Source organism: Jannaschia sp. R86511, from assembly GCF_042466345.1.
In the GTDB taxonomy this organism is placed as follows: domain Bacteria; phylum Actinomycetota; class Actinomycetes; order Actinomycetales; family JBBAYJ01; genus Aquipuribacter.
In genome coordinates this window covers 3,924,537-3,942,871 of record NZ_JAXHCD010000001.1, presented here as the reverse complement: position 1 = coordinate 3,942,871, position 18,335 = coordinate 3,924,537, and the positions used below count along the sequence as shown (strand labels likewise).

Here is an 18,335-nt window from a genome sequence, read left to right as displayed (position 1 = left end):
CGTCCAGGTAGTGCCGGTCGATCGACTCAGCCCTCCAGGGAGGTGAACCAGGCAGTGGTGAACGCGTCGAGGGCGGCGTGGTCGGCTTCCGCGCAGGTCAGGGTGGAGGTCTGGGTGACGGCAAGCACCGCCTCCTCCTGCCCGGTGACGGGTCCGGCCAGGATCCCGCTGTTGGGTGCGTTCTCCACGGCCTGCCGCAGGGCGTCGACGTCCTCCGCGGGCAGGTCCGCGCGGTACAGGTAGGCCACGTAGCCGTCGCCCAGGGAGTGCCCGATGTCACCCAGCGGGGCCTCCTCACCCGGCTCGAAGAACGCCTTCGCCGTGTGCCCGCCGGTCGCCGGGAACTCGATCGTCCGTTCGCCCTCGGTGCAGCTGCCGGACGCGGCCGCGGCGGAGGTGTCCTCGGTGGTGCCCCCGGCTGCGGTGGTGCCGGCCGTGGCCGCCACCTCGTCCTCCTCGCCGATCAGGGCGCCGCCGGCCACGGCACCGGCGGCGACCACGCCACCGAGGACCAGGGCGATGGAAGCCACCTGCACGGCCTGGGGCTGCTGCTGGTTGCGGGTGCGCCACATCCACTGCGCGCCCATGGTGAGCCCGACGATGCCGGCGATGGCGATGAGCTGGCCGATCTCGATGCCCACGTTGAAGGCGATCACGCGCAGCAGCAGGCCTTCCTCGGGCAGGTCGAGGGCCTGCAGCCGGGTGGACAGACCGAGGCCGTGGATCAGGCCGAAGGCGAAGACGACGGCTGCGAAGATCCTGAGCTCGGGCCTGCGGCCCCGCAGGGCCAGGAACCCGACGTAGACGACGCTGAGGCCGATGACGACGTCGACGAAGGTCGCGTTGACCTGCCACCCGGACATCGTGGCCAGGATGAGCGTGATGCTGTGCCCGAGCGCGAACAGCGAGATCATCTCCGCCGCGACCCGCCAGCCCTTAGACACCAGCAGCACGCCCGCGATGAACAGCAGGTGGTCCCAGCCGAGCAGCATGTGCTCGATCCCGGAGGCGAGGAATCCCCACGGGGAGTCGTTCGAGATGCCCCGCAGGCCGTGGGCGTGGGCGGCACTGGCGGGCACGAGCACCAGCAGGGCGGTGGCCACACCCACGGAGGACAACCGGGGGAGGCGGGTCGGACGCCCGGTGGACCGGTCGGTGACTGCCATGGGTGGCTCCTTCGCCGGGTGGTGCTGGGGCAGGGCCGTCCGGTGCGGAGCAGCCGGACGACCGAAGAGTAGTCACGCAGTGACTCTGAGGGAGCCCCCGTCCTGGCGTGTCGCCACGGGCGGACGTGTCGCGGGGACGGTCACGGGGTCCCGTGCGCCATCCTGGGCGGCGTGGGACGGCAGGACACGCAGCCGGCGACCGGGCGCGCCTCGCGCACGGTCGTGCTGTGCGTGACCCTGGTGCTGGCGTTGTTCGGGGTGCTGTCGATGGCGGTGGGCCACATCGAGACCGGCCACACGGAGGCCGGCCACCCCGACCCGGCGGCGGCGCACCCGTACGAGGTCGCCACGTCCGGGGCCACCGAGCGCCTCCAGCATTCCGAGCGGCACGGTGCCGCCGCCCCGACCACGGCCGAGGTGCCGGCTCCGGAGGCCCTTGGCGGCAGCGAGGATCCCCGCACCGGCGACAGCGAAAGCACCGAAGACCGGGAGGAGTCCCACCACCACCACCTGGTGGAGGTGGACGCCGGGGTGGTCCTCGCGATCTCGGTGCCAGCCCCCGACCGGGCGGTCGCACCGCGTCCGATGACGGCTGCGGCGGTGCCCGTGTCGTTGTCCGACGGCGGGGGCCGACCCGACTGACGAGACGACGCCGACACCGCGCCGACCGGGCCCCGGGCCTGTTCGTCCGCAGCGGTCCCGCGTCCGCGGCCCGAGGCCGCACCCCGTCTGTCCCCGTGCTACCCCTCCGGGAGGTCTGTCCGCCATGCCGTCACGACCTGACAGGTCGGGGCCGGTCGTACGCCCTGCGACCCGCCCCGACATCGACATCACCGCCCCAGCCCACAGCCGCTACCTGCGTCACGGCCTGTTCCCCCGCATGGGGCAACCGTTCCTGAGGCAGTGGCACGGAACCTTCCTCCAGGCGCCACAGGCGGTCGCGCTGGTCGCCGTCGACGTCGGCCCCGTCGACCCGGTGAAGGAGCGCGTCGTGGGCTTCCTGCTGGGCTCCGTGGACCAGGTCGCGCTGGTCGACCACGTCATCCGGCACCACCGTCTGCGGCTGGGCGTGGTCGGTGCCTGGTCGCTGCTGGTTCGTCCGGGCCTGGGGCAGCACTTCGTCCGGACCAGAGCCCTGGCCTACGCGCGACGGCTTACGGGTCGACCGAGCTCCCCGGCCGAGCGCCAGGACTCCTCCGACATCGACCCGGGCGCCCCGCGTCCCGTCCGCCGACGCGACCCGGTGGCAGTGATCACGGCACTGGTCGTCGCCCCCGACGCTCGCCAGGCCGGCGTGCGGGAGGCGCTGATGGCCGCCTTCGTCGAGCGGGCCACGGCGGCCGGGGTCGCCGAGGCCCACCTCACAACTCCGGTCGGCCCGGAAGGGGCCGGCCCGTTCGTCGAGCCGCTCGGCTGGCGACGGGCGGGCACGCACACCACGCGAGACGGCCTGCCTGTGGTGACGTACCGCCTCCCTCTCGACCCGCCGGGCGCCCATCTCGTACCGGACGGCCGCGGCCACACCCGTGCACCCCAGGAAAGAACCCCGTCGTCATGACCGTCCGCGCAATGACCGTCCGCGCACGTGAGACCCCGCAGCCACGCCGAGGACGACCCGCCCGGCCCCTCGCCCGTGTCCTGACGCTCACCCTCGCCCTCCTGGGGCTCGCAGGCCTCGCCGCCGCCGGCGTAGCCGTTCTCGCGGCCCTGACGGCCCCACCTACGCTGGACCCGGTTCCGGCGTGGGTCGCCGGTCCTGGGGAGCAGCAGCCCGAAGCAAAGCTTGCCGCCACACGGTTCGTGGAGACCGTGGGCACCTGGCAGGACGGCGGCGGGGACCCGGCCTCCGCCGCGGAGCGGCTGGCGACCGTCGGCGGGGACCCGGCCTTGACGACCCAGACCGCGGAGCTGCTGGACCCGAAGGCCCTCTCGGCCACCGTGACGGTCCTCTACCCCCAGTACGGCGGCCTCACCGAGACCTCGGCCAGCGTCATGACACTGCTCACGCAGCGCCTCGTCACCGCGGACGGCGAGCTCGAGGAACGGCAGTCGACCCTGGACGTCCGGCTCGGCCGGGCCACGACGGAGGACGACTGGGCCGTCACGGCGGTCTCGCCCGACCTGGACGCGCCCGCGGCGGGCGAGGTGTCCGTCAAGGCCCAGGACGTGCTCGGCAACCCGGGGGTCAGGCTGCCGGGCCCGGCCCTGCGCGACATCCAGGCCGGCGGGATGGACGAGGACCTGCTGGCGCTGCTCGACGGCCTCGGCGACCGGCGCGTCGTCGACGTCCACGTCCTGCGCACGGGGCACCCGACGAACGTCTTCGACACCGACCGCCCGTCCAACCACTCGCTCGGACGCGCCCTCGACGTGTGGCGCGTCGACGGCCGGCTGGTCGGCGACCCCGACACGCCCCGGGAGCTGCTCGAGCAGGTCATGCGGGACGCGGCGGCACTCGGGGCGACCGAGGTCGGCGGGCCGTTCGACGTCAATGGGGACCGGCCCGGCTTCTTCACCGACGCGGTGCACCAGGACCACATCCACGTGGGCCTCAGCGAGGGACGTTCGCCTGCGCAGCCGTGAGCAACAGCACCTCAACCCAGGGCCACCGCTTGCCGATGCTGGTGGTCGTGGACCCCACGACCTACGCACCCGCTCCCAGCACCCGACACCGCCGGGTACGGCACGTCGAGGCGATGCTGGCGGGCAACCCGTCGTTGGAACAGCTGCAGCACCACTACCCCGAGGAGTGGGAGCTCGCCCAGCGCGAGCTGTCCCGGCTGCTCGCCCATGGGGGTGTCGGGGCCCTCAAGTCGTTCTTGGCCACGGCAGACGCCCGGACCCGCCGCCCGCTGGATCATCGCGAACCGGAGCAGGTCCGGACCTCCAGGGCCATCCGGCGACACATGACCCTGGAACTCGTCCGACGCGCCTGTGTGGCGAAAGGCGCAGACGTGCCTCACGGACGTATCCGCCTCGGGCGGGTCAACGGAACCCTCATGCAGTGGCTCTTCTTCGAAGTCGGCCTCCGTCGCAAGCCGGTCTCGCTGACGGCGTACCGCCTCCTCTGGCCCAGGCTCACCCAGCAGAGGCGACTCATGCCCCTGGTGATGCAGCAAGGCATCTACTGCTTCTACTCCCGGCGCCTCGTCAAGGCCCTCGCCCGCCTCATCGCCGGACGCCCCTGCCTGGAGATCGCCGCCGGCGACGGCACGCTCTCCCGATTCCTCACCGCGGAGGGAGTCGCCGTCACCGCGACAGACAACTTCAGCTGGGACCACGCGATCAGGTTCGACGAGGACGACGTCGAACGCCTCGAGGCCCGTCAGGCTCTGCGGACCCACACCCCGCAGGTCGTCCTCTGCTCCTGGCCACCACCGGGCAACACCTTCGAGAAGCACGTGTTCACCACCCCGAGCGTGGACCTGTACGTCCTCATCACCAGCCGCAACGCCTTCGCGGCAGGCAACACGGCCGCGTACAGCACGCAGACAGACTTCGACATGATCGAGGACCCTGCGCTCAGCCGTCTCGTCCTGCCCAACGGGACTGCTTCGGTCTACCTGTTCCACCGGCGAACCATTGGCCTTGGCCGCGGACCCACGACAAACCGGGCCTGAGGGCGTCAGGACGCTCCCGAGCCGTCACAGCCCGGACGTTCTGCCCCGCAACATGACGCCGCCCGCGACCTGAACGCAGGTTGTCGGGACGGCAAGACGTTATCCGTCATCATGATGAGATGGGTCCGTCGACGACAGCAGGAGCGGTGGGGTACGCGTGGCGTGCCGCGCGAGCTGCTGCTGCCCTCGTCGTGCTGTCGCTGCTGGCCGCCCTGTCGATGGGCCTGGTGCACGCCGAGACCGGTGGGCACCCAGTCGGCGCCGGGCACGTCCACGACACCGTCGCCTCGGCCGCCTCGGGAGGTAGCCCCGTCGGCGAGCATGACCACGGTCACGAGCACCCGGGCGAGCACCCCGACGAGCCCGTGGGCCAGGAGCTGACGTCCGTCCTGATCGACGCGAGCGCGGCGCACGACGACCCTGCCGAGGACGACCACCATCACCACCTGGTCGACGTCGACGCCGGCGTCGTGCTCCACGTCGCCGTAGCCGCCCCGCGCCGGGCCGCACCCCTGCCACCGGTGACCGTGACGTCGGTACCTGCCTCTCTGTCCGACGGCGGCGGCCGCCCCGACTGACGGGCGCCTTCGTGCGACACCGACCCGGTCTGCCCCGGGCGGTGCCTGCAGCGCGCTCCGCGGCCCCCTGTGCCGCGGTCCGTCCGCCGTCCGTCCCTGAGCCGCCAGAGCCCCGAGAGGCCCCGTCATGCCGTCACACCCCGAGTGGTCGGAGGTCGTCGTGCGCCGCGCGACACCCGCCGACGTCGACTTCACCGCCCGCACCCACCGCCAGCACCTGCCCCACGGCTTGTTCCCCCTGCTGGGCGACGCATTCATGCGCCGCTGGCACGCCACCTACCTCGACGCACCCCACGGCGTCGCCCTGGTCGCCGTCCGGGCCGACAGCACCGGCGACCATCGTCTCGGGTTCCTGGTCGGAGCCGTGGACCAGGTCGCCCACGTCGACCACGTCGTCCGACACCACCGCCTGCACCTCGGAGCCGTCGGCGCCCTGTCCCTGCTCGTCAGGCCCCGCCTCGCCCTGCACTTCCTGCGGACGCGCGCCCCCTCCTACCTACGTCGCCTCACCGGCCGGCCCGCCCCGACCGGCCCGACTGGTCCGGCCGCGTCGGCCAGGCCCACCCACGGCGACTCCGGCACCGGACGTGACGGTCGCGGCGACCCGGTCGCCGTGATCACCGCCGTCGTCGTGACACCGGACGGTCGCGGGGCCGGCGTGGGTGCCGCCCTCGTGGCCGGGTTCGTGGCCCGTGCTCGCGCCGCAGGCACCCGCGAGGCCCAGCTCACCACCTTGGCCGGGACCGACGGAGCCGGATCGTTCTACGAGGCACTCGGCTGGCGGCGCGGCGACGTGCACCCCACCCGCGACGGAGCCCTCATGGCGACCTACCACCTGCCGATCCACCCCAGCGAGCCGGTCCCGGCCCACGGCGCCGAGCAGACCCACCAGGAAGGAACCCCCCTGCGTGAGCAGCAGTAACCGTGACCAGGCCTGGCTTACACGCCACGTGAGCCGACTGCCAGCAGGGCTGGTGGTCGTCCTGCTGCTCACTGCGTGTGGGCCCTCCGCGAGTCAGCCTGAGGCGGGCGCACCCGCCCGCCCGACGTCCGAGGCGTCCAGCGGCCCGGTACAGACACCGACCCCGACACCGACCCCCGAACCCACCCTGCCGGCATCACCCGCATGGGAAGCCGGGCCCGGTGAGGTCGCACCCGAGGTGAAGCTCGCCGCGACCCGCTTCGTCGAGCTCCTCGGGACGTGGGAGGACAGCCAGGGCGGCCTCGCCGATGCCAGCCGACGGCTGGTGGCGGCCGAGGTCAACCCTGTACTGGCCGAGCAGACCGCAGGCCTGCTCCACGACGACGCCGCGGCTGCGGACGTGGCCGTCGACTACCCGCAGTACGGCGGACTCACCACCACCGACGCCAGCGTCATGACCCTGCTCACCCAGCATCTGCTGCTGCTCGACGGCTCGACGGTTGAACGTCAGGTCGTCCTCGACGTCCGCCTCGGACGCGCCACCGCCGACGAACCCTGGCAGGTGACAGCCGTCGGGCCCGACCCCGACACGACCGTGGTGGGGGACGTCTCGCCTGCAGCCCAGCAGGTGCTGAGCAATCCGAACCTGAGGCTGCCCGAGCCCGCCGTCCGCGACATCGAAGAGGGCCGCATGGACGACAGCCTGCTCGGGCTGCTCAACGGCCTGGCCGCCGACCACGTCCTTGATCTCCACGTCCTCTACCGCGGGCACCCGACCAACGTCTTCGACACCGAACGCGCCTCCAACCATTCCGTCGGGCGCGCGTTCGACATCTGGCGCATCGACGACCAGCTCGTCGTGGATCCCGACACCCCCGACGACCTAATCGCCGCGGTCATGGTCAAAGCCGCGGCCCTCGGCGCCACCGAGATCGGCGGCCCCTTCGACGTCAACGGCGAACGGCCAGGGTTCTTCACCGACCAGGTGCACCAGGACCACATTGACGTCGGAGTCAGCCCAGGGCGACCGCCCGCGATGCCCTGAGGACAGCGGTACAAGCACCCAGTCATGGCCACTCACATCTCCCCTCCAGCGAGCGACACGAGCGGCCGGTCGGGAGCGGTGCGCGAGTGGACGACCCCCATCTGACGAAGTCGCTGGTCACCGGCTCGGAAGCGTCGCGCTCTGACGTAGGGCCCCAGCAGAACCGCCCGGGCGGGATCCCGGGGTGGGGCGGGGTCGACTTGCGACACCTGCCTCGCCGGCGCTTCTGGAGTCCGGGGTTCAGGTGCGCATCGGCACGGCGGTGACCCAGTCACCGAGGTGGTTCACAAGGGCGTCGGTGTCGTAGGGGTCTACTTCGGAGGTCGTCTCCGGGCCGTCCTGCGCGGGGCGGCTGAGCCGGTCTCGAACCCGCATTGGGAGGTGGCCGTTCAGGTGCGGCCGGCCTGTGGGTCCGGCGTAGATGATGCGGTCCACGTCGTCGCCCTGCGGCAGGACGCAGTGCGCGACCAGCGGGTCGTCGGAGACGCTTCCGCGACCACCTGCGGCCAAGCCTGCGGCGACGAGCTGCTCCACGCGCAGCAGGTGACCACGGGCGGCCCACATCGTCTGCAGCACGCCACCGGCGTCGAACAGGGTGGCGGCCCAGTTCGCGGCACCGTCCGGCAGGTAGACGGCCTGGCCGTAGAAGCGGCGGCGGGTGACCTCACCGAACTGCCAGCCGCGCGCCTCGGGCGCGAGGTCCGCACCGGTGGGCGCCACGCGTAGCGCCTCGAGCATGGCGGCGCAGTCGGCGGCTACCTCGTCGGCGACGGCGAGCCGCTGGGCGTGCGACAGCGCACGCAACCGGGGCGGAAGGTAGAACCGGGCAGTCTGGTCGTAGTCGTAGCTGCTGGCCGCGTCGTGGTGGCGACAGTCGGCCAGGTCCAGCCGCGGGTCCCGCTCGCCGAGCACCGGCTCCCGCAGCCAGGCGATGAGGTCGGTCAGGTGCTGGTGGGTCTGGGGCCAGGTGTCGAGCCACGTAGCGGCGTACCAGGCGGCCTCCGACAGGGTGGTGAGGGACTCCGCGAGGTCTTCGCCGATAAGGCGGTCCTCCACGGTGGTGACCTTGCTGGCAAGGTCACACATCGTTCCGGGCCAGGACGCGATAAGCGTCACGCGGGCGCCGGTGCCGAGCAGGCTGTAGGTGGTCATGGGACTCCTCAGGACAGGTCGCGGCTCGAGCCCCGAGGGGCGATCACGCGGCAGTAGGTGGAAGGTCCCGGTGGGTGAGCGGTACCGCCGCCACACCCCTCCAGTGCGAGAAACCATACTCCCAAGCCCTTCTCTTCGACGCGACGAGCGGCACGCGACGAATCTGTCCCGGGCGTCTGCTGTCCTGTTCCCATGCGGGCGACCCCGGGTCAGGTGATGGGCGCGGCGGGTCAGACTGCCGTGAAGCTGGCGTTCGAGCAGCTGGGTTGGGGGGCCGTCGACAACGACCGGCACGATCTCGGGATCGACCTCTTCGTGCAGCCGCGCGAGCAGACCGGGGTGGACCTAGGGCAGATGGTGGGGGTGCAGGTCAAGACCGGTACATCCTGGTTTCAGCGCCCCCAGCAGGACGCCTCTGGCCATGTGACCGGGTGGTGGTGGGCAGACGAGGACCGGCGGCACGTCGACCACTGGCTGCGAAGCGCCTACTCCGTTCTTCTCGTCCTGCACCATCCGGGCGACCACAGGTCCTACTGGGTGCATGTCACGCCCGAGACGGTGGAGTCCACCGGCCGCGGCGTGAAGATGCTGGTCCCCGCACAGCAGGTGATCTCACCCTCGGACTCGTCGGCGCTGCTTGGCGTGGCAGGCGCCGCCCCGGCCGCCCGGGGATGGGAGGGCAGCGCCTGGGACGCTGGTCGGCGCATCGCTACCGTCGACTCCTGGCGGCACGCCCTGATCGCTCCTCGTCTGCTCGCGCCCCACCGCAACCGGTCGGTCAACGCCCTGACCCCCGTTCAGGCGCTGGCGCTAGTCACCCAGGTACGCCTACGAGACCTGGCGTTCGCTGCGGACCGGAGCGAAGCGGTCCCACCCATGGAGGAGGCGCGAGACCACCCGGACTGGGACTGGCGCTTCGTCGCCGCCCTGCGCCACCGCGTGACCACGGGGGAGCCCGACCTGCTCCTGCGGTTGCTTCCAGGCGCGCCTACACCTGAACGTCTCGCGGCCGCCGCGGTGTCCTCTGCCATGGCCTACCTGGAGGAGGGCCGCCCGGAGGCCGGCGCCGACGTCCTGTCACCCCTTCTCGACGTCGAGGGCCTGACGCCCATCGACCGCGCTTGGATGAGGATGCAGATGGCCCGAGCCTTGGCTGACCACGGAGAAGTCTCGGACGCCCGGCAGCTGGCGCATGACCTCATCGGCCTGCGCCTCTCCCACCCGCACGACGTGACGGCCGGGGCCATCAGCGCCGCGGCGACGTCCCTCGTCTACCGCACGGCCAGCTTCCACAAGACCGACGTCGAGCAGGTCATCCGCCACCAGGACACCGTGACCGCCTGGTGGCGATCCCAGACCCTCGCCCACGGGCTCACGGCGCAGCTCGAAGGAACCCTGCGTCAGTGGTCTCGTGACGGCAGCACGGTGCACCACTTCGAGGACCCCGTGGAAGTGCCGCTCTTCACGGTGATGCTGACCGCCAGCGGCGCCGGGGACCACTACGGCTGGCAGCACTACGCCGGGCTGCTCGCCGCACACCGGGCGGTCACGCTCACCCGCGACAGCGACGTCGACACCACGGTCACCGTCCTGTCGGATCTGCGGCTGTCAGGTAGTACCGCGGAGCTGAAAATGGTAGCCGGCAGGCTGCTGCGCGACGGTCCTTGCCTCGCCGTGGCCGCCAGCGCCGAGAAGGTGGACCTCGGACTGTCGACTGCTACGTCGCTGCAGGCGGACCTGATGCTGCTCGAGATCGGTGGTGACGTCCTGGCTGCGGCGGTGGCGGACCGCCATGCCACGGACCTTCTGCAGTTGCTCCGGAACGAGGCGCCCACCCGTCAGAGGTGCACGCCCCGGTTCCTGCTCACCCGAGAAGGGATCCGTGCGCTGACCGCCGTGGTTCCCTCGAGCAGCCCGGAGGTGCAGGAGGCTGCTGCAGAACACCTCGCTCAGCTGGCTCCCGTCGAGGATCAGTCCTTGGCGGAGGCTTGGCGGGACCTGGCCGGCGCCCTGCCCGACAAGGTGTGGGACCACGACCGCGCCAGCCGCTGCGCCAGTGCCTCCCACCACCCCAGGCTCCGCACCCCGCTCCTGGGTCTGCTCGCCCGACACGACCAGGACGTGCGTCAATCCTTGGTGCGTAGTGCCATCGACGGTGATGCGGACGCCCTGTCTGCCGTCGGACCGGTGACCACCCTCGAGACGGAGGACGCCCGCAGACTCGTGGACGTGTTGACGGCACGAGTCCAGGCGACGGTGCAGCGGGCACGCGCCAACAGCCGAAGCGGCGGGGGCGTGGACCAGGTCTACGTCCTGGCGCTCATCAACCGGTGGCATCCCGAGGCGGCGTCGTGGGAACCGGTGCTGGAGGCCTTAGCTGAGCCGAGGGTCGCGGCGGACGACAAGCACCGTGCGCTTCGGTACCTGGCGATCATCGCCGACGATCTGCCGTCGGACGTGCGGGCGGCGCTGGTCCTGACTGCCCGAGCCGCCGCGGGGGCCGCGCCCTCGCCTCTGGATGGACACGCCCTCTTCGGTGGCGGTCCGCCGCCAGACGTTCGCGGGGCCGCTCTGCTGCTGCACCATGCCGTGGTCGCGGGATCGGACGCGGTCGATGCCGGAGAGCGCCAGGACTTGTTCACGCACCTCCTGGACCGCGCCGGCGAGGGGCGTCTCACGGACGTTGCGCACCTCGCCGGGTCAGTGGGTCAGCAGGGCGGAGCGGAGCTCCTGGCGTGCCTGTCGCAGGCCTCCGATCCGGACGTGCGGGCTGCCGCCGTTCATGGGATGGCCCGTCGCTGGGCCGAGGGTGACCGGAGCGACATCGTCCGTCAGTCCCTGCGGCGGGCCGTTGACGATGGTGGGCGGGTGGTCCCGCTGACCCTGGCGAGGGTGTTGGGCGCGGGCAGCGGGACGGTAGACGATGACACGGCGGGGTTGCTGAGGCCGCTTGCCCACCACCCCTCCCACAAGGTCCGTGGCGCTGCCTTCGACGGATTGCCGTGACTGCTGAAGCCACGATGTCGTCAGGCTCGTCCATGGTCACCGGATGAGCCGCACGCCGGTGGAGGGCATGTCGGTGATGGGGGGCGACGGCGGGGCGGAGGCCTTCTGCGACCCGTTGCCCTGCGCGAAGTTCGTCTCCGCAGTCGCGACTGTGAGACCGGGCACCTGGTCTCACGGTGGCGACGCAGCGGCGTGAACGTCCCCGGCCGGTCCCTCGGACCATTGCGCGAGGGGTGACGCCCCGCACGGTGCGCCCCATGACGACTGTGTGCACCCCGACTCCGCCTGACCCTCGTAGCGCCCTCTGCCCGGCGGGCACCTACCGGCACCTCATCCTGGGCCGGGTGTCCACGGGGTCCCGGGCCTCCCTGATCGAGCACCTGGACACGACGCTCCCGCCTCTGGCCTACCTGCCGGGAGTGACGCAGATCTACGCGGACGCGAAGCGGCCGGGTGTCATGGACCGGGGGACGGCCGGCCAGAACGCACGGGAGGCCCTGGGCTGGAAGACCGTCCACGCCCCCGGGACGAACCGTGAGCTCGGCGTCCTCGCCCTGCACGGAGAGACCATGGTGCTGCTGATCAACGCCAGTGCCAGCCAGCGAGACCTGGGTCAGGACGCCAACGCCTTCGTCGCGGTGGTCAGCGAGCTGGTCCTCAGCCAGGGCTTCCGTGGCCTGGATCCCCATCTGCCCGCAGAGGACCGACCGACGATTTTCGCCCCCTTCGCGGACCGTTTCATCCGCGATCAGGAGCTCGGCTGGCGGCTGTTCAACGTCGCCCGCGCCGCGGTGGCGGTCTTCAGCATCGCGGGCAAGAGTCCCCTGGACACCCTGTCCCCTGACAGCGAGACCAGCTGGATGATGTACGCCTGGGAGGGCGCTTCGGCCAAGACCACCACCGTCACCCGGCTCACCGGCGGTGAGCTGAACCTGTACCGGGTGGGGCTGCACGGCGGCGCGCAGGTGAGCCTGCCCCGCGGCTTCCGGTGGCAGCACGAGGCCATGCCCGACGGGACGTGGCGTCGCGCGACCGACGAGTCCCACCACCCCCGGTCGGTCATCAAGCACCACCCTGAGCCCGACCCGGAGACGTGGTGGGAGGTGCAGGTCCTAGTCCGCGCCGCGCTCGATCCCACGGTGACGACGTGGCGCGAGCTGGCCCGTCGGATGGGCGAGGCCGGCCTGCTCGCTCGCGGCGTCGACGAGCACGGGGTCCCGGTCGACCGCCTGGCAGACCCCCGGTCCGCCTCCAAGCTGTCGCTGCACCCGAGCAAGCTCCAGGCCTACCGGACCGGCGAGCTGGCCTACGAGCGCATCGGGGTCGGCGGGGGCCTGTGGACGCTGCCCGGCGGGCACAAGTTCCTGCCCCGCTGGCCCGGGGACGAGCGCGGCAGCGTCCGCTACCAGGTGCAGCTCGGCCTGCCGGAGTGGCCGCGAGGCTTCACCGACGACGACCTCGACGCGGTGGCCGCGAAGTGGTGGCCGGCCGGCAGCCCGCGGCGGAACTCTCCCGGACGGGCCACGACGAACCACGACAGGCGTGCGATGGCCGGCGTGATGGCCTGGCAGACCCCTGGTGCCCGCCATGAGGTTCTCGGCCACGCCGGCCGCTACGACTGGCGTGCCCAAAACCTCGCTGTCGCCCCCCGGCGCGCGGACGGCACCCCAGCGGACCTGCGCCTCGAGAACAGCACGCTCATGGCGAGCTGGTTCGACCACGAGCTCGCCACCCATGTCGCGGACTTCCTCGACGGTGCCGTACGCCGGCTGCTCACCCAGCACCCGGACGCCGACCTGGCACCGCTGAGCGTGCATCGTCCCGCCCCTTCCACGAGCCCCAGCCAGGCTCGCCGGGCGCGAGAGGACCGCGAGCTCCGGAACCGCATGCAGGAGCTGGCCGAGCAGGCGGACGGGGCCGAGCGCCTTGCCGGCCTGCTCGCTGCCCGCGGTGAGGACGAAGCCGCCCTGGCGCAGTACGACCGCGGCCGCGCGCTGCACCACGAAGCCGCCACCCTCGGCTCGCGAATCGCCGCGGCCGCGGAGGGCGTCGAGCGCCACAGCAGGACAGCCGACGGAACCGCCCAGCGCGCCGGCGCTGACGCCACCGCTGGGGGGCCGCACACCACCGCGCTCGACATCAGCACCGTCGCCGGACTGGTCGCCGCCCTGCGGGGGCCGTTCGGGTCCGGTCCGCAGGCCGTGGAGCTCAACGCTGCAGTCCGCGCGTACCTGGCAGAGCCCGGGCTGCGCTTCGAGCGGATCGACGGTGACGTCCTCGCCGTCCGGCTGACGGGCGCGGCCCGGTTCCGTCTGACCGACGGGTCCCTGGTGGACGTCCCGCACCAGCTCACCCTCCCGTCGCGCATCCCCGACCGGAGCAAGGCCGACCGGCTCCTCGCCCTCACGCGAGCGTTCATGCGCGACGGACAGACCCTGGAGGGGGCCGCGGCCGCGGCCCGCAGCCACGCGACGCGCGACAACCTGCGCCGCTGGATCGACGACGTGCTCTCCCGCCGGATCCCCGACACGCAGTCGACATCGACCGGTGCGCGCCTCGTCCTCCGGCCTGGGTACGCACCCGCACTGCTGGACGCCCCGGCCGAGCTGCGACGCCTCGTGTGGAACAGGTGGTCCGGCGGCACCGACGACGCCAACGTCTCCCCCCCGTTCCTGCAGCTCATCGTCGACACCTACCTCACCACCGAGACCGCTGGCAGCGCGGCCACCGGGAAGGGCTCCGGAACCACCGAGGGCGACGGAGATGACTCCATCGGGGACGCTACGAGCCGGAAGAGCGGGCCCCGGGTCTGGCTCCGCGCACCCGGAGCTCGCCACCGCGCGTTGACCGTCCTCCTGTCCCACCCAGTCACCGCCCACCAGGGGATGACCCCGCAGCACCTGGCATCCGCCTCCGGTCTCACCGGAACGCAGCTGCTCGCTCTTGGCGCCGCCCGCCGGAACCACACCCGGGGCGTTGACGTCCCCGTCCTGGCCCGGGCCCACGGACCGGCGCGGTCCCCGCTGGCTCCGTCCGAGACGAAGGGCAGAGCAACGCCGGGACCCATCAGCGCACTGACGCCCCTCCGCTGCCCGCATCCCGACGCCACCGGCCACGGTCGCTGCAACGGGCTGCACCGGCACGTGGCCCTGACCCCGGAGATGGATCGCCTCGGTGCCGCCACGCTGTGCGAGAAGTGCCTGCGACCGGCGAACAGCGCCGTGGCGTTCCCGAGCTGGTACGTGCAGGCCGTCGCCGCTCGTACCCCTGCACTGGCCGGGCAGTGGGTCGCCTGCGCCTACCAGGAATGCCGTGTCGACGCCGGCGCCGGCGCCGGCCTCGTGTGGCAGTGGCTCGACCCGGGTGCGGTCGCCGCCAGCAACCCGGAGGGCACCACGCCGGTGGGCGCTGGGCAGCTCACGGCGGTCTGGCACGGGCCGGACTGCCGAGCCAGACGAGCCGTGCCGGAGGAGCTCGCGCCGCGTGAGGTCCGCCGGTGCGGTTACCGGGACTGCGACGTCGACGAGGGTTCGGGTCCCGGGATCGTGCCTGTCACCGCCGGGGCGGCCAGGCGGCGGTGGCACACCCGTGCCTGTGCCATCGCCGAGGCACGGGTCGCACGTGGCCAGGCGCGCGCGGAAGACCGTATCGACGCCCCTGGGCGTCCGTGCCGCTACGCCGACTGCCGGGTCGACGAAGGCCGGGGGCCCGGCATGCTCGACCGCGTACGAGACCCCCTGAACGGCCCAGGTCGGCGGTGGCACTCCCGCGACTGCCTACTCGCCGCCGGGCGCGCTGACCGCCGCCAGCAGCGTGACGATGCAGTCGTGGGGTGACACCCGCAGTCCCGGCCACGACCCCGTTGCAGGTCAACGCGCACCGGGCTTGCGGTGTCGAGCCGCGCGCCAACGGTCAGGAGCATGGCTGCTACCTCTGCCCTGGACACCTACGACGCCCTGCTGCGCCAGCACCGCGACACGATCGAAGCCCTCGCCTCGGACCCTGACCAAGACGTCCTCCGTCAGCTGCTGGACGGCTCTGCCGTGCTCGTCCCGGTCGTCCTGCCTGACACGGTGGTGGCGGGATGACGGTCCGAGTCCATTGTCCGGTGGGCGGGGCTGCGCACACCTGGGGCTGAGCGCGTCCGGGACGGACCCTGCGACCTGGATCTGAGGCGAACGTCAGGACACGGGCTCGGTCAGACCGCCGGTCGGCGTCTGCACCGCCCGGGACGGTGACCACGCAAGGAGAGCGCCCTGAACCCGCTGTACAGGGGGTTCAGGGCGTCTGTGTCGGGCGATGTCGTACACACCAGCTTCACGGCCGCTGGGACCGCGCCGCAGGTCATGCGCCGACTATGCCGCCGACATGGCGGCCGATGGGGCTGCCGACGTAGTTCGGGGCTAATTGACCACCCGTGTCGGGGTTAGCGAACAGCCGCGTGCTGCGGCCGTGCTGCGGGTGGTCACCGGCCTTGAGGATGCGCACGGCGTGGTGCTCGCTGATCGGTAGGACGCGCGCGACCTCGCCCTCGCCCCGGACGCGCCGGTCGTAGCGCTCCGGGCCGCGCGTCAGGTCGGAGCGGTACACGGTGGCGACCTGGGCGCGCCGCGGCATCGCGAACGCCGACCTGGACTTCGCCATGGAGTGCCTGCCCCGTGGACACGTGAGCTGCCGGGGGTGGACATGGCTGTGGTGCCCCAGCGGCTGGCTGGGGCACCACAGGTGGGTCTAGGTGGAGGTGCTGATCGTGTCGACCAGGTGTCGCTGGAGGGCGGCGATGGCCTGTTCGAGGTCCTGGAGCAGGCGCTGGGCAGCGTCGGTGATCTTCGCGGCGCTGCGGGTGATCTTTGTCGCCTCACCGCTGAGGGTCTGCAGGGGCTGCAGGCGGAACATGAGGTCCTTCAGGCCTCGTTCGACGGCGGTGACGTCGACCCCGGTTCCGGTCGGTCCGCCTTGGAGGGCGGCGGCCAGACGGGCGAGGTGGTAGACGCCCGTCAGGAGCGACGGGTCGTCCCCGGGCTCCCACCCGACGACGAAGCTTGTCGGGCTGAGCATGAGGATCGGGCCGGTGGCGCCGGCGCCGGGGAGCTGGGCTGTCGGTGTGACGCCGATGGCGACGGCGGGGGCCTGCCCGGCTCGACTGGTACGAGCCCGGGAGAGCTCGGTCCGCCACGCGCTGGCGGTCAGGGGCCGGCCAGGCCTGGCCTTGGCCTCCCAGACGAGCATCCGGTGGGGCTCGCCCAGACTGGTCAGCGTTGTCGTGACGTCACCGGCTCGTGAGCCGCCGGGCGCCGAGATGTTCCCGGTGGCGTCAGAGGGGCCATCCCCTGCGGCGTGGGAGATGCCGCTGATGGCGACGGCGAGGGCGTCCTCGTAGGTGGCGCCCTTGCCGCTGCCCACCCGGGCCTCGGCCTGGGCGTCGGCGGCAGCGGTGGCATCGGCCAGCTCCCGCTGGTGCAGCGCTTGTCGGAGTTCACGGAGCCCGTCGTGCAGCTCCCGGTCCTGCCGCTCGACGACGGAGACCAGGCTCCTGACCAGCTCGGAGCGCTCCTGCTCGCTGAGGGCTCGCAGGCTGGCCGAGTGCTGACCGAGAGCGAGGTGGATGCCCTCCAGGGCGCCGCCGAGCCGGTCCGCGAGGACACGGTCGGTGGTGGCCCGGATGAGGGCCGGCACCTCGGCCGTCTCCCCGCCGAACATCCTGCCCAGCCCCGTCGCGAGTCGGTCGACGCCCTGCTGGACGCTGAGAGCCAGCGGGCCGGTCTCGGGGTGGACGGTCTGGGTGACGTGGGCCTCGAGGAGGTCCATGGAGCCGCGGACCTCCTGCTGGAGAGATGCGGTGAGGGTCCGGACGGCCTGGTCGAGGCCGTCGATGACCGCGCGACCGTCGTCCCGTAGGACGCTGCCGCCCACGGCGTGACGGGCCACGACCCCCAGACGCAGGGTCGTGTCGAGCCACTCCCTGAGCTCGCCCCGCCCGGAGGCCGTCCTGGCCGAGGCCACGACGTCGGGGTCGCGGGTCGACCAGGTGTCGATCAGGAGGAGCGTGCCCTCGTCTCCGAGGCGTACCGACTGGACGTCGGGCTTGCCGGTCTGGCTAGGGATGAGGGGCGAGCTTGCGGCGGCCGGTGAGGTCGCCCGCCTGGTGGGTCCCGGGGCGGCGGTGGCGTGGTGATCCGTGGTGGTGTCGTTCTCGCTCATGCGTCCTCCTCGTGCCGGCGAGGGCGGGGGAGGGGCGCCACGGTTTGGAACCCGTGACTGCCGTGTCGCGTGGGCAGCGGGTGCAGCTGCTGCCACGTGCGTCCGGTCCGGGGCAGGGGCAGGGCCCGGGTCGGGGCCGGCAGGCCGAGGCTCTCGTCGTCCCTCAGGCACAGAAGGCAAGGCCACGGTCGGACGTAGCCCAGCCCTTGGCCGGGTTCGTGGTCCCGGGCGGCCTCGACCTGGAGCAGCTGCTCCTCCACGGCGGCCGTCCAGGCCCGGTCAGCCCGAAGCTGTTCCTCCTGGGGGTGGATGTGGACCCGGTAGATCTGCGTCGCCACCTCGCCGTGACGGTGGGCCAGGACGTCGGCGAGCAGGACCCCGCTGAGGGCCCGCTCGCGCAGCAGCCGCTGCCACGGTGTGCCGTGATGGCTACCGGGAAGCCGCGACAGGACGGCATCGGTGTGCTCGGCGCGCGGTGGATGCGAGAGCCGGGCGGAGGATGCCCGCTGAGGGGGCTGGGTCGTGGGGCTGGGCTGGCCAGCGGTGGGGACGAAGGGGGGTGGTTGTGGGTGCACTGAGGCTCCTCGGAATTGGTGCGCGCGCATCCCGGGACGGGGTGTGCTGCACGGAGCCAGACGGCTCACG

Annotated in this window: 15 protein-coding genes; 10 read left to right on the top strand and 5 right to left on the bottom strand. The window is 72.4% G+C overall.

The features are described from left to right. Window positions 1-26: 26 nt before the first annotated feature. Entirely contained in the window at window positions 27-1,166 is a 1,140-nt protein-coding gene (locus SJY06_RS18390) for a HupE/UreJ family protein (protein ID WP_380168981.1), read from the bottom strand. 171 nt (window positions 1,167-1,337) lie between these two features. Here SJY06_RS18390 and SJY06_RS18385 point away from each other — a divergent pair, with 171 nt between their 5' ends. The 7 genes from SJY06_RS18385 to SJY06_RS18355 all read left to right on the top strand — a co-directional run bounded on the left by SJY06_RS18385 (window position 1,338) and on the right by SJY06_RS18355 (window position 7,331). Continuing rightward, a complete protein-coding gene (locus SJY06_RS18385; protein ID WP_380168980.1) occupies window positions 1,338-1,808 on the top strand; it encodes a hypothetical protein in 471 nt (156 codons plus the stop codon). Window positions 1,809-2,046: 238 nt separating this feature from the next. After that, window positions 2,047-2,724, top strand: a complete 678-nt coding sequence (locus tag SJY06_RS18380; RefSeq protein ID WP_380168979.1) for a GNAT family N-acetyltransferase — start codon at window positions 2,047-2,049, stop codon at window positions 2,722-2,724. A gap of 251 nt (window positions 2,725-2,975) precedes the next feature. Next, window positions 2,976-3,749, top strand: coding sequence for a hypothetical protein (locus SJY06_RS18375; protein WP_380168978.1), 774 nt, complete (start codon window positions 2,976-2,978; stop codon window positions 3,747-3,749). Then, window positions 3,746-4,786: a hypothetical protein gene (locus SJY06_RS18370; protein WP_380168977.1), complete on the top strand. Its 1,041-nt coding sequence runs from the start codon at window positions 3,746-3,748 to the stop codon at window positions 4,784-4,786. Before SJY06_RS18375 ends, SJY06_RS18370 begins: the two co-directional genes overlap by 4 nt. Window positions 4,787-4,905: 119 nt before the next feature. After that, complete coding sequence (locus tag SJY06_RS18365) at window positions 4,906-5,364, top strand: hypothetical protein (RefSeq protein ID WP_380168976.1); 459 nt, start codon at window positions 4,906-4,908, stop codon at window positions 5,362-5,364. Between the two features lie 127 nt (window positions 5,365-5,491). After that, window positions 5,492-6,286: a GNAT family N-acetyltransferase gene (locus SJY06_RS18360; protein ID WP_380168975.1), complete on the top strand. Its 795-nt coding sequence runs from the start codon at window positions 5,492-5,494 to the stop codon at window positions 6,284-6,286. Window positions 6,287-6,524: 238 nt separating this feature from the next. Then, entirely contained in the window at window positions 6,525-7,331 is an 807-nt protein-coding gene (locus SJY06_RS18355; RefSeq protein WP_380168974.1) for a hypothetical protein, read from the top strand. A gap of 240 nt (window positions 7,332-7,571) precedes the next feature. Here SJY06_RS18355 and SJY06_RS18350 read toward each other — a convergent pair whose 3' ends face one another. Beyond that, window positions 7,572-8,483, bottom strand: a complete 912-nt coding sequence (locus SJY06_RS18350; RefSeq protein ID WP_380168973.1) for a hypothetical protein — start codon at window positions 8,481-8,483, stop codon at window positions 7,572-7,574. A 192-nt stretch (window positions 8,484-8,675) separates the two neighbouring features. Between SJY06_RS18350 and SJY06_RS18345 the strand changes: the two genes are divergently transcribed. Further along, entirely contained in the window at window positions 8,676-11,489 is a 2,814-nt protein-coding gene (locus tag SJY06_RS18345; protein WP_380168972.1) for a DUF4365 domain-containing protein, read from the top strand. Between the two features lie 36 nt (window positions 11,490-11,525). On the opposite strand, the gene SJY06_RS18340 is transcribed toward SJY06_RS18345, so the two are convergent. Continuing rightward, a complete protein-coding gene (locus SJY06_RS18340; protein ID WP_380168971.1) occupies window positions 11,526-11,654 on the bottom strand; it encodes a hypothetical protein in 129 nt (42 codons plus the stop codon). 179 nt (window positions 11,655-11,833) lie between these two features. Between SJY06_RS18340 and SJY06_RS18335 the strand changes: the two genes are divergently transcribed. Then, a complete protein-coding gene (locus tag SJY06_RS18335) occupies window positions 11,834-15,325 on the top strand; it encodes a hypothetical protein (protein WP_380168970.1) in 3,492 nt (1,163 codons plus the stop codon). Window positions 15,326-15,409: 84 nt separating this feature from the next. Next, window positions 15,410-15,577 carry a hypothetical protein gene (locus tag SJY06_RS18330; protein WP_380168969.1) on the top strand — a complete coding sequence of 56 codons (168 nt, stop codon included), beginning with the start codon at window positions 15,410-15,412 and terminating at the stop codon, window positions 15,575-15,577. Window positions 15,578-15,833: 256 nt separating this feature from the next. Here the strand turns inward: SJY06_RS18330 and SJY06_RS18325 are convergent, their stop codons facing one another. Both SJY06_RS18325 and SJY06_RS18320 read right to left on the bottom strand, forming a co-directional pair. Continuing rightward, window positions 15,834-16,133 carry a hypothetical protein gene (locus SJY06_RS18325; protein ID WP_380168968.1) on the bottom strand — a complete coding sequence of 100 codons (300 nt, stop codon included), beginning with the start codon at window positions 16,131-16,133 and terminating at the stop codon, window positions 15,834-15,836. 87 nt (window positions 16,134-16,220) lie between these two features. Next, complete coding sequence (locus SJY06_RS18320) at window positions 16,221-17,690, bottom strand: hypothetical protein (RefSeq protein WP_380168967.1); 1,470 nt, start codon at window positions 17,688-17,690, stop codon at window positions 16,221-16,223. Window positions 17,691-18,335: the final 645 nt, after the last annotated feature.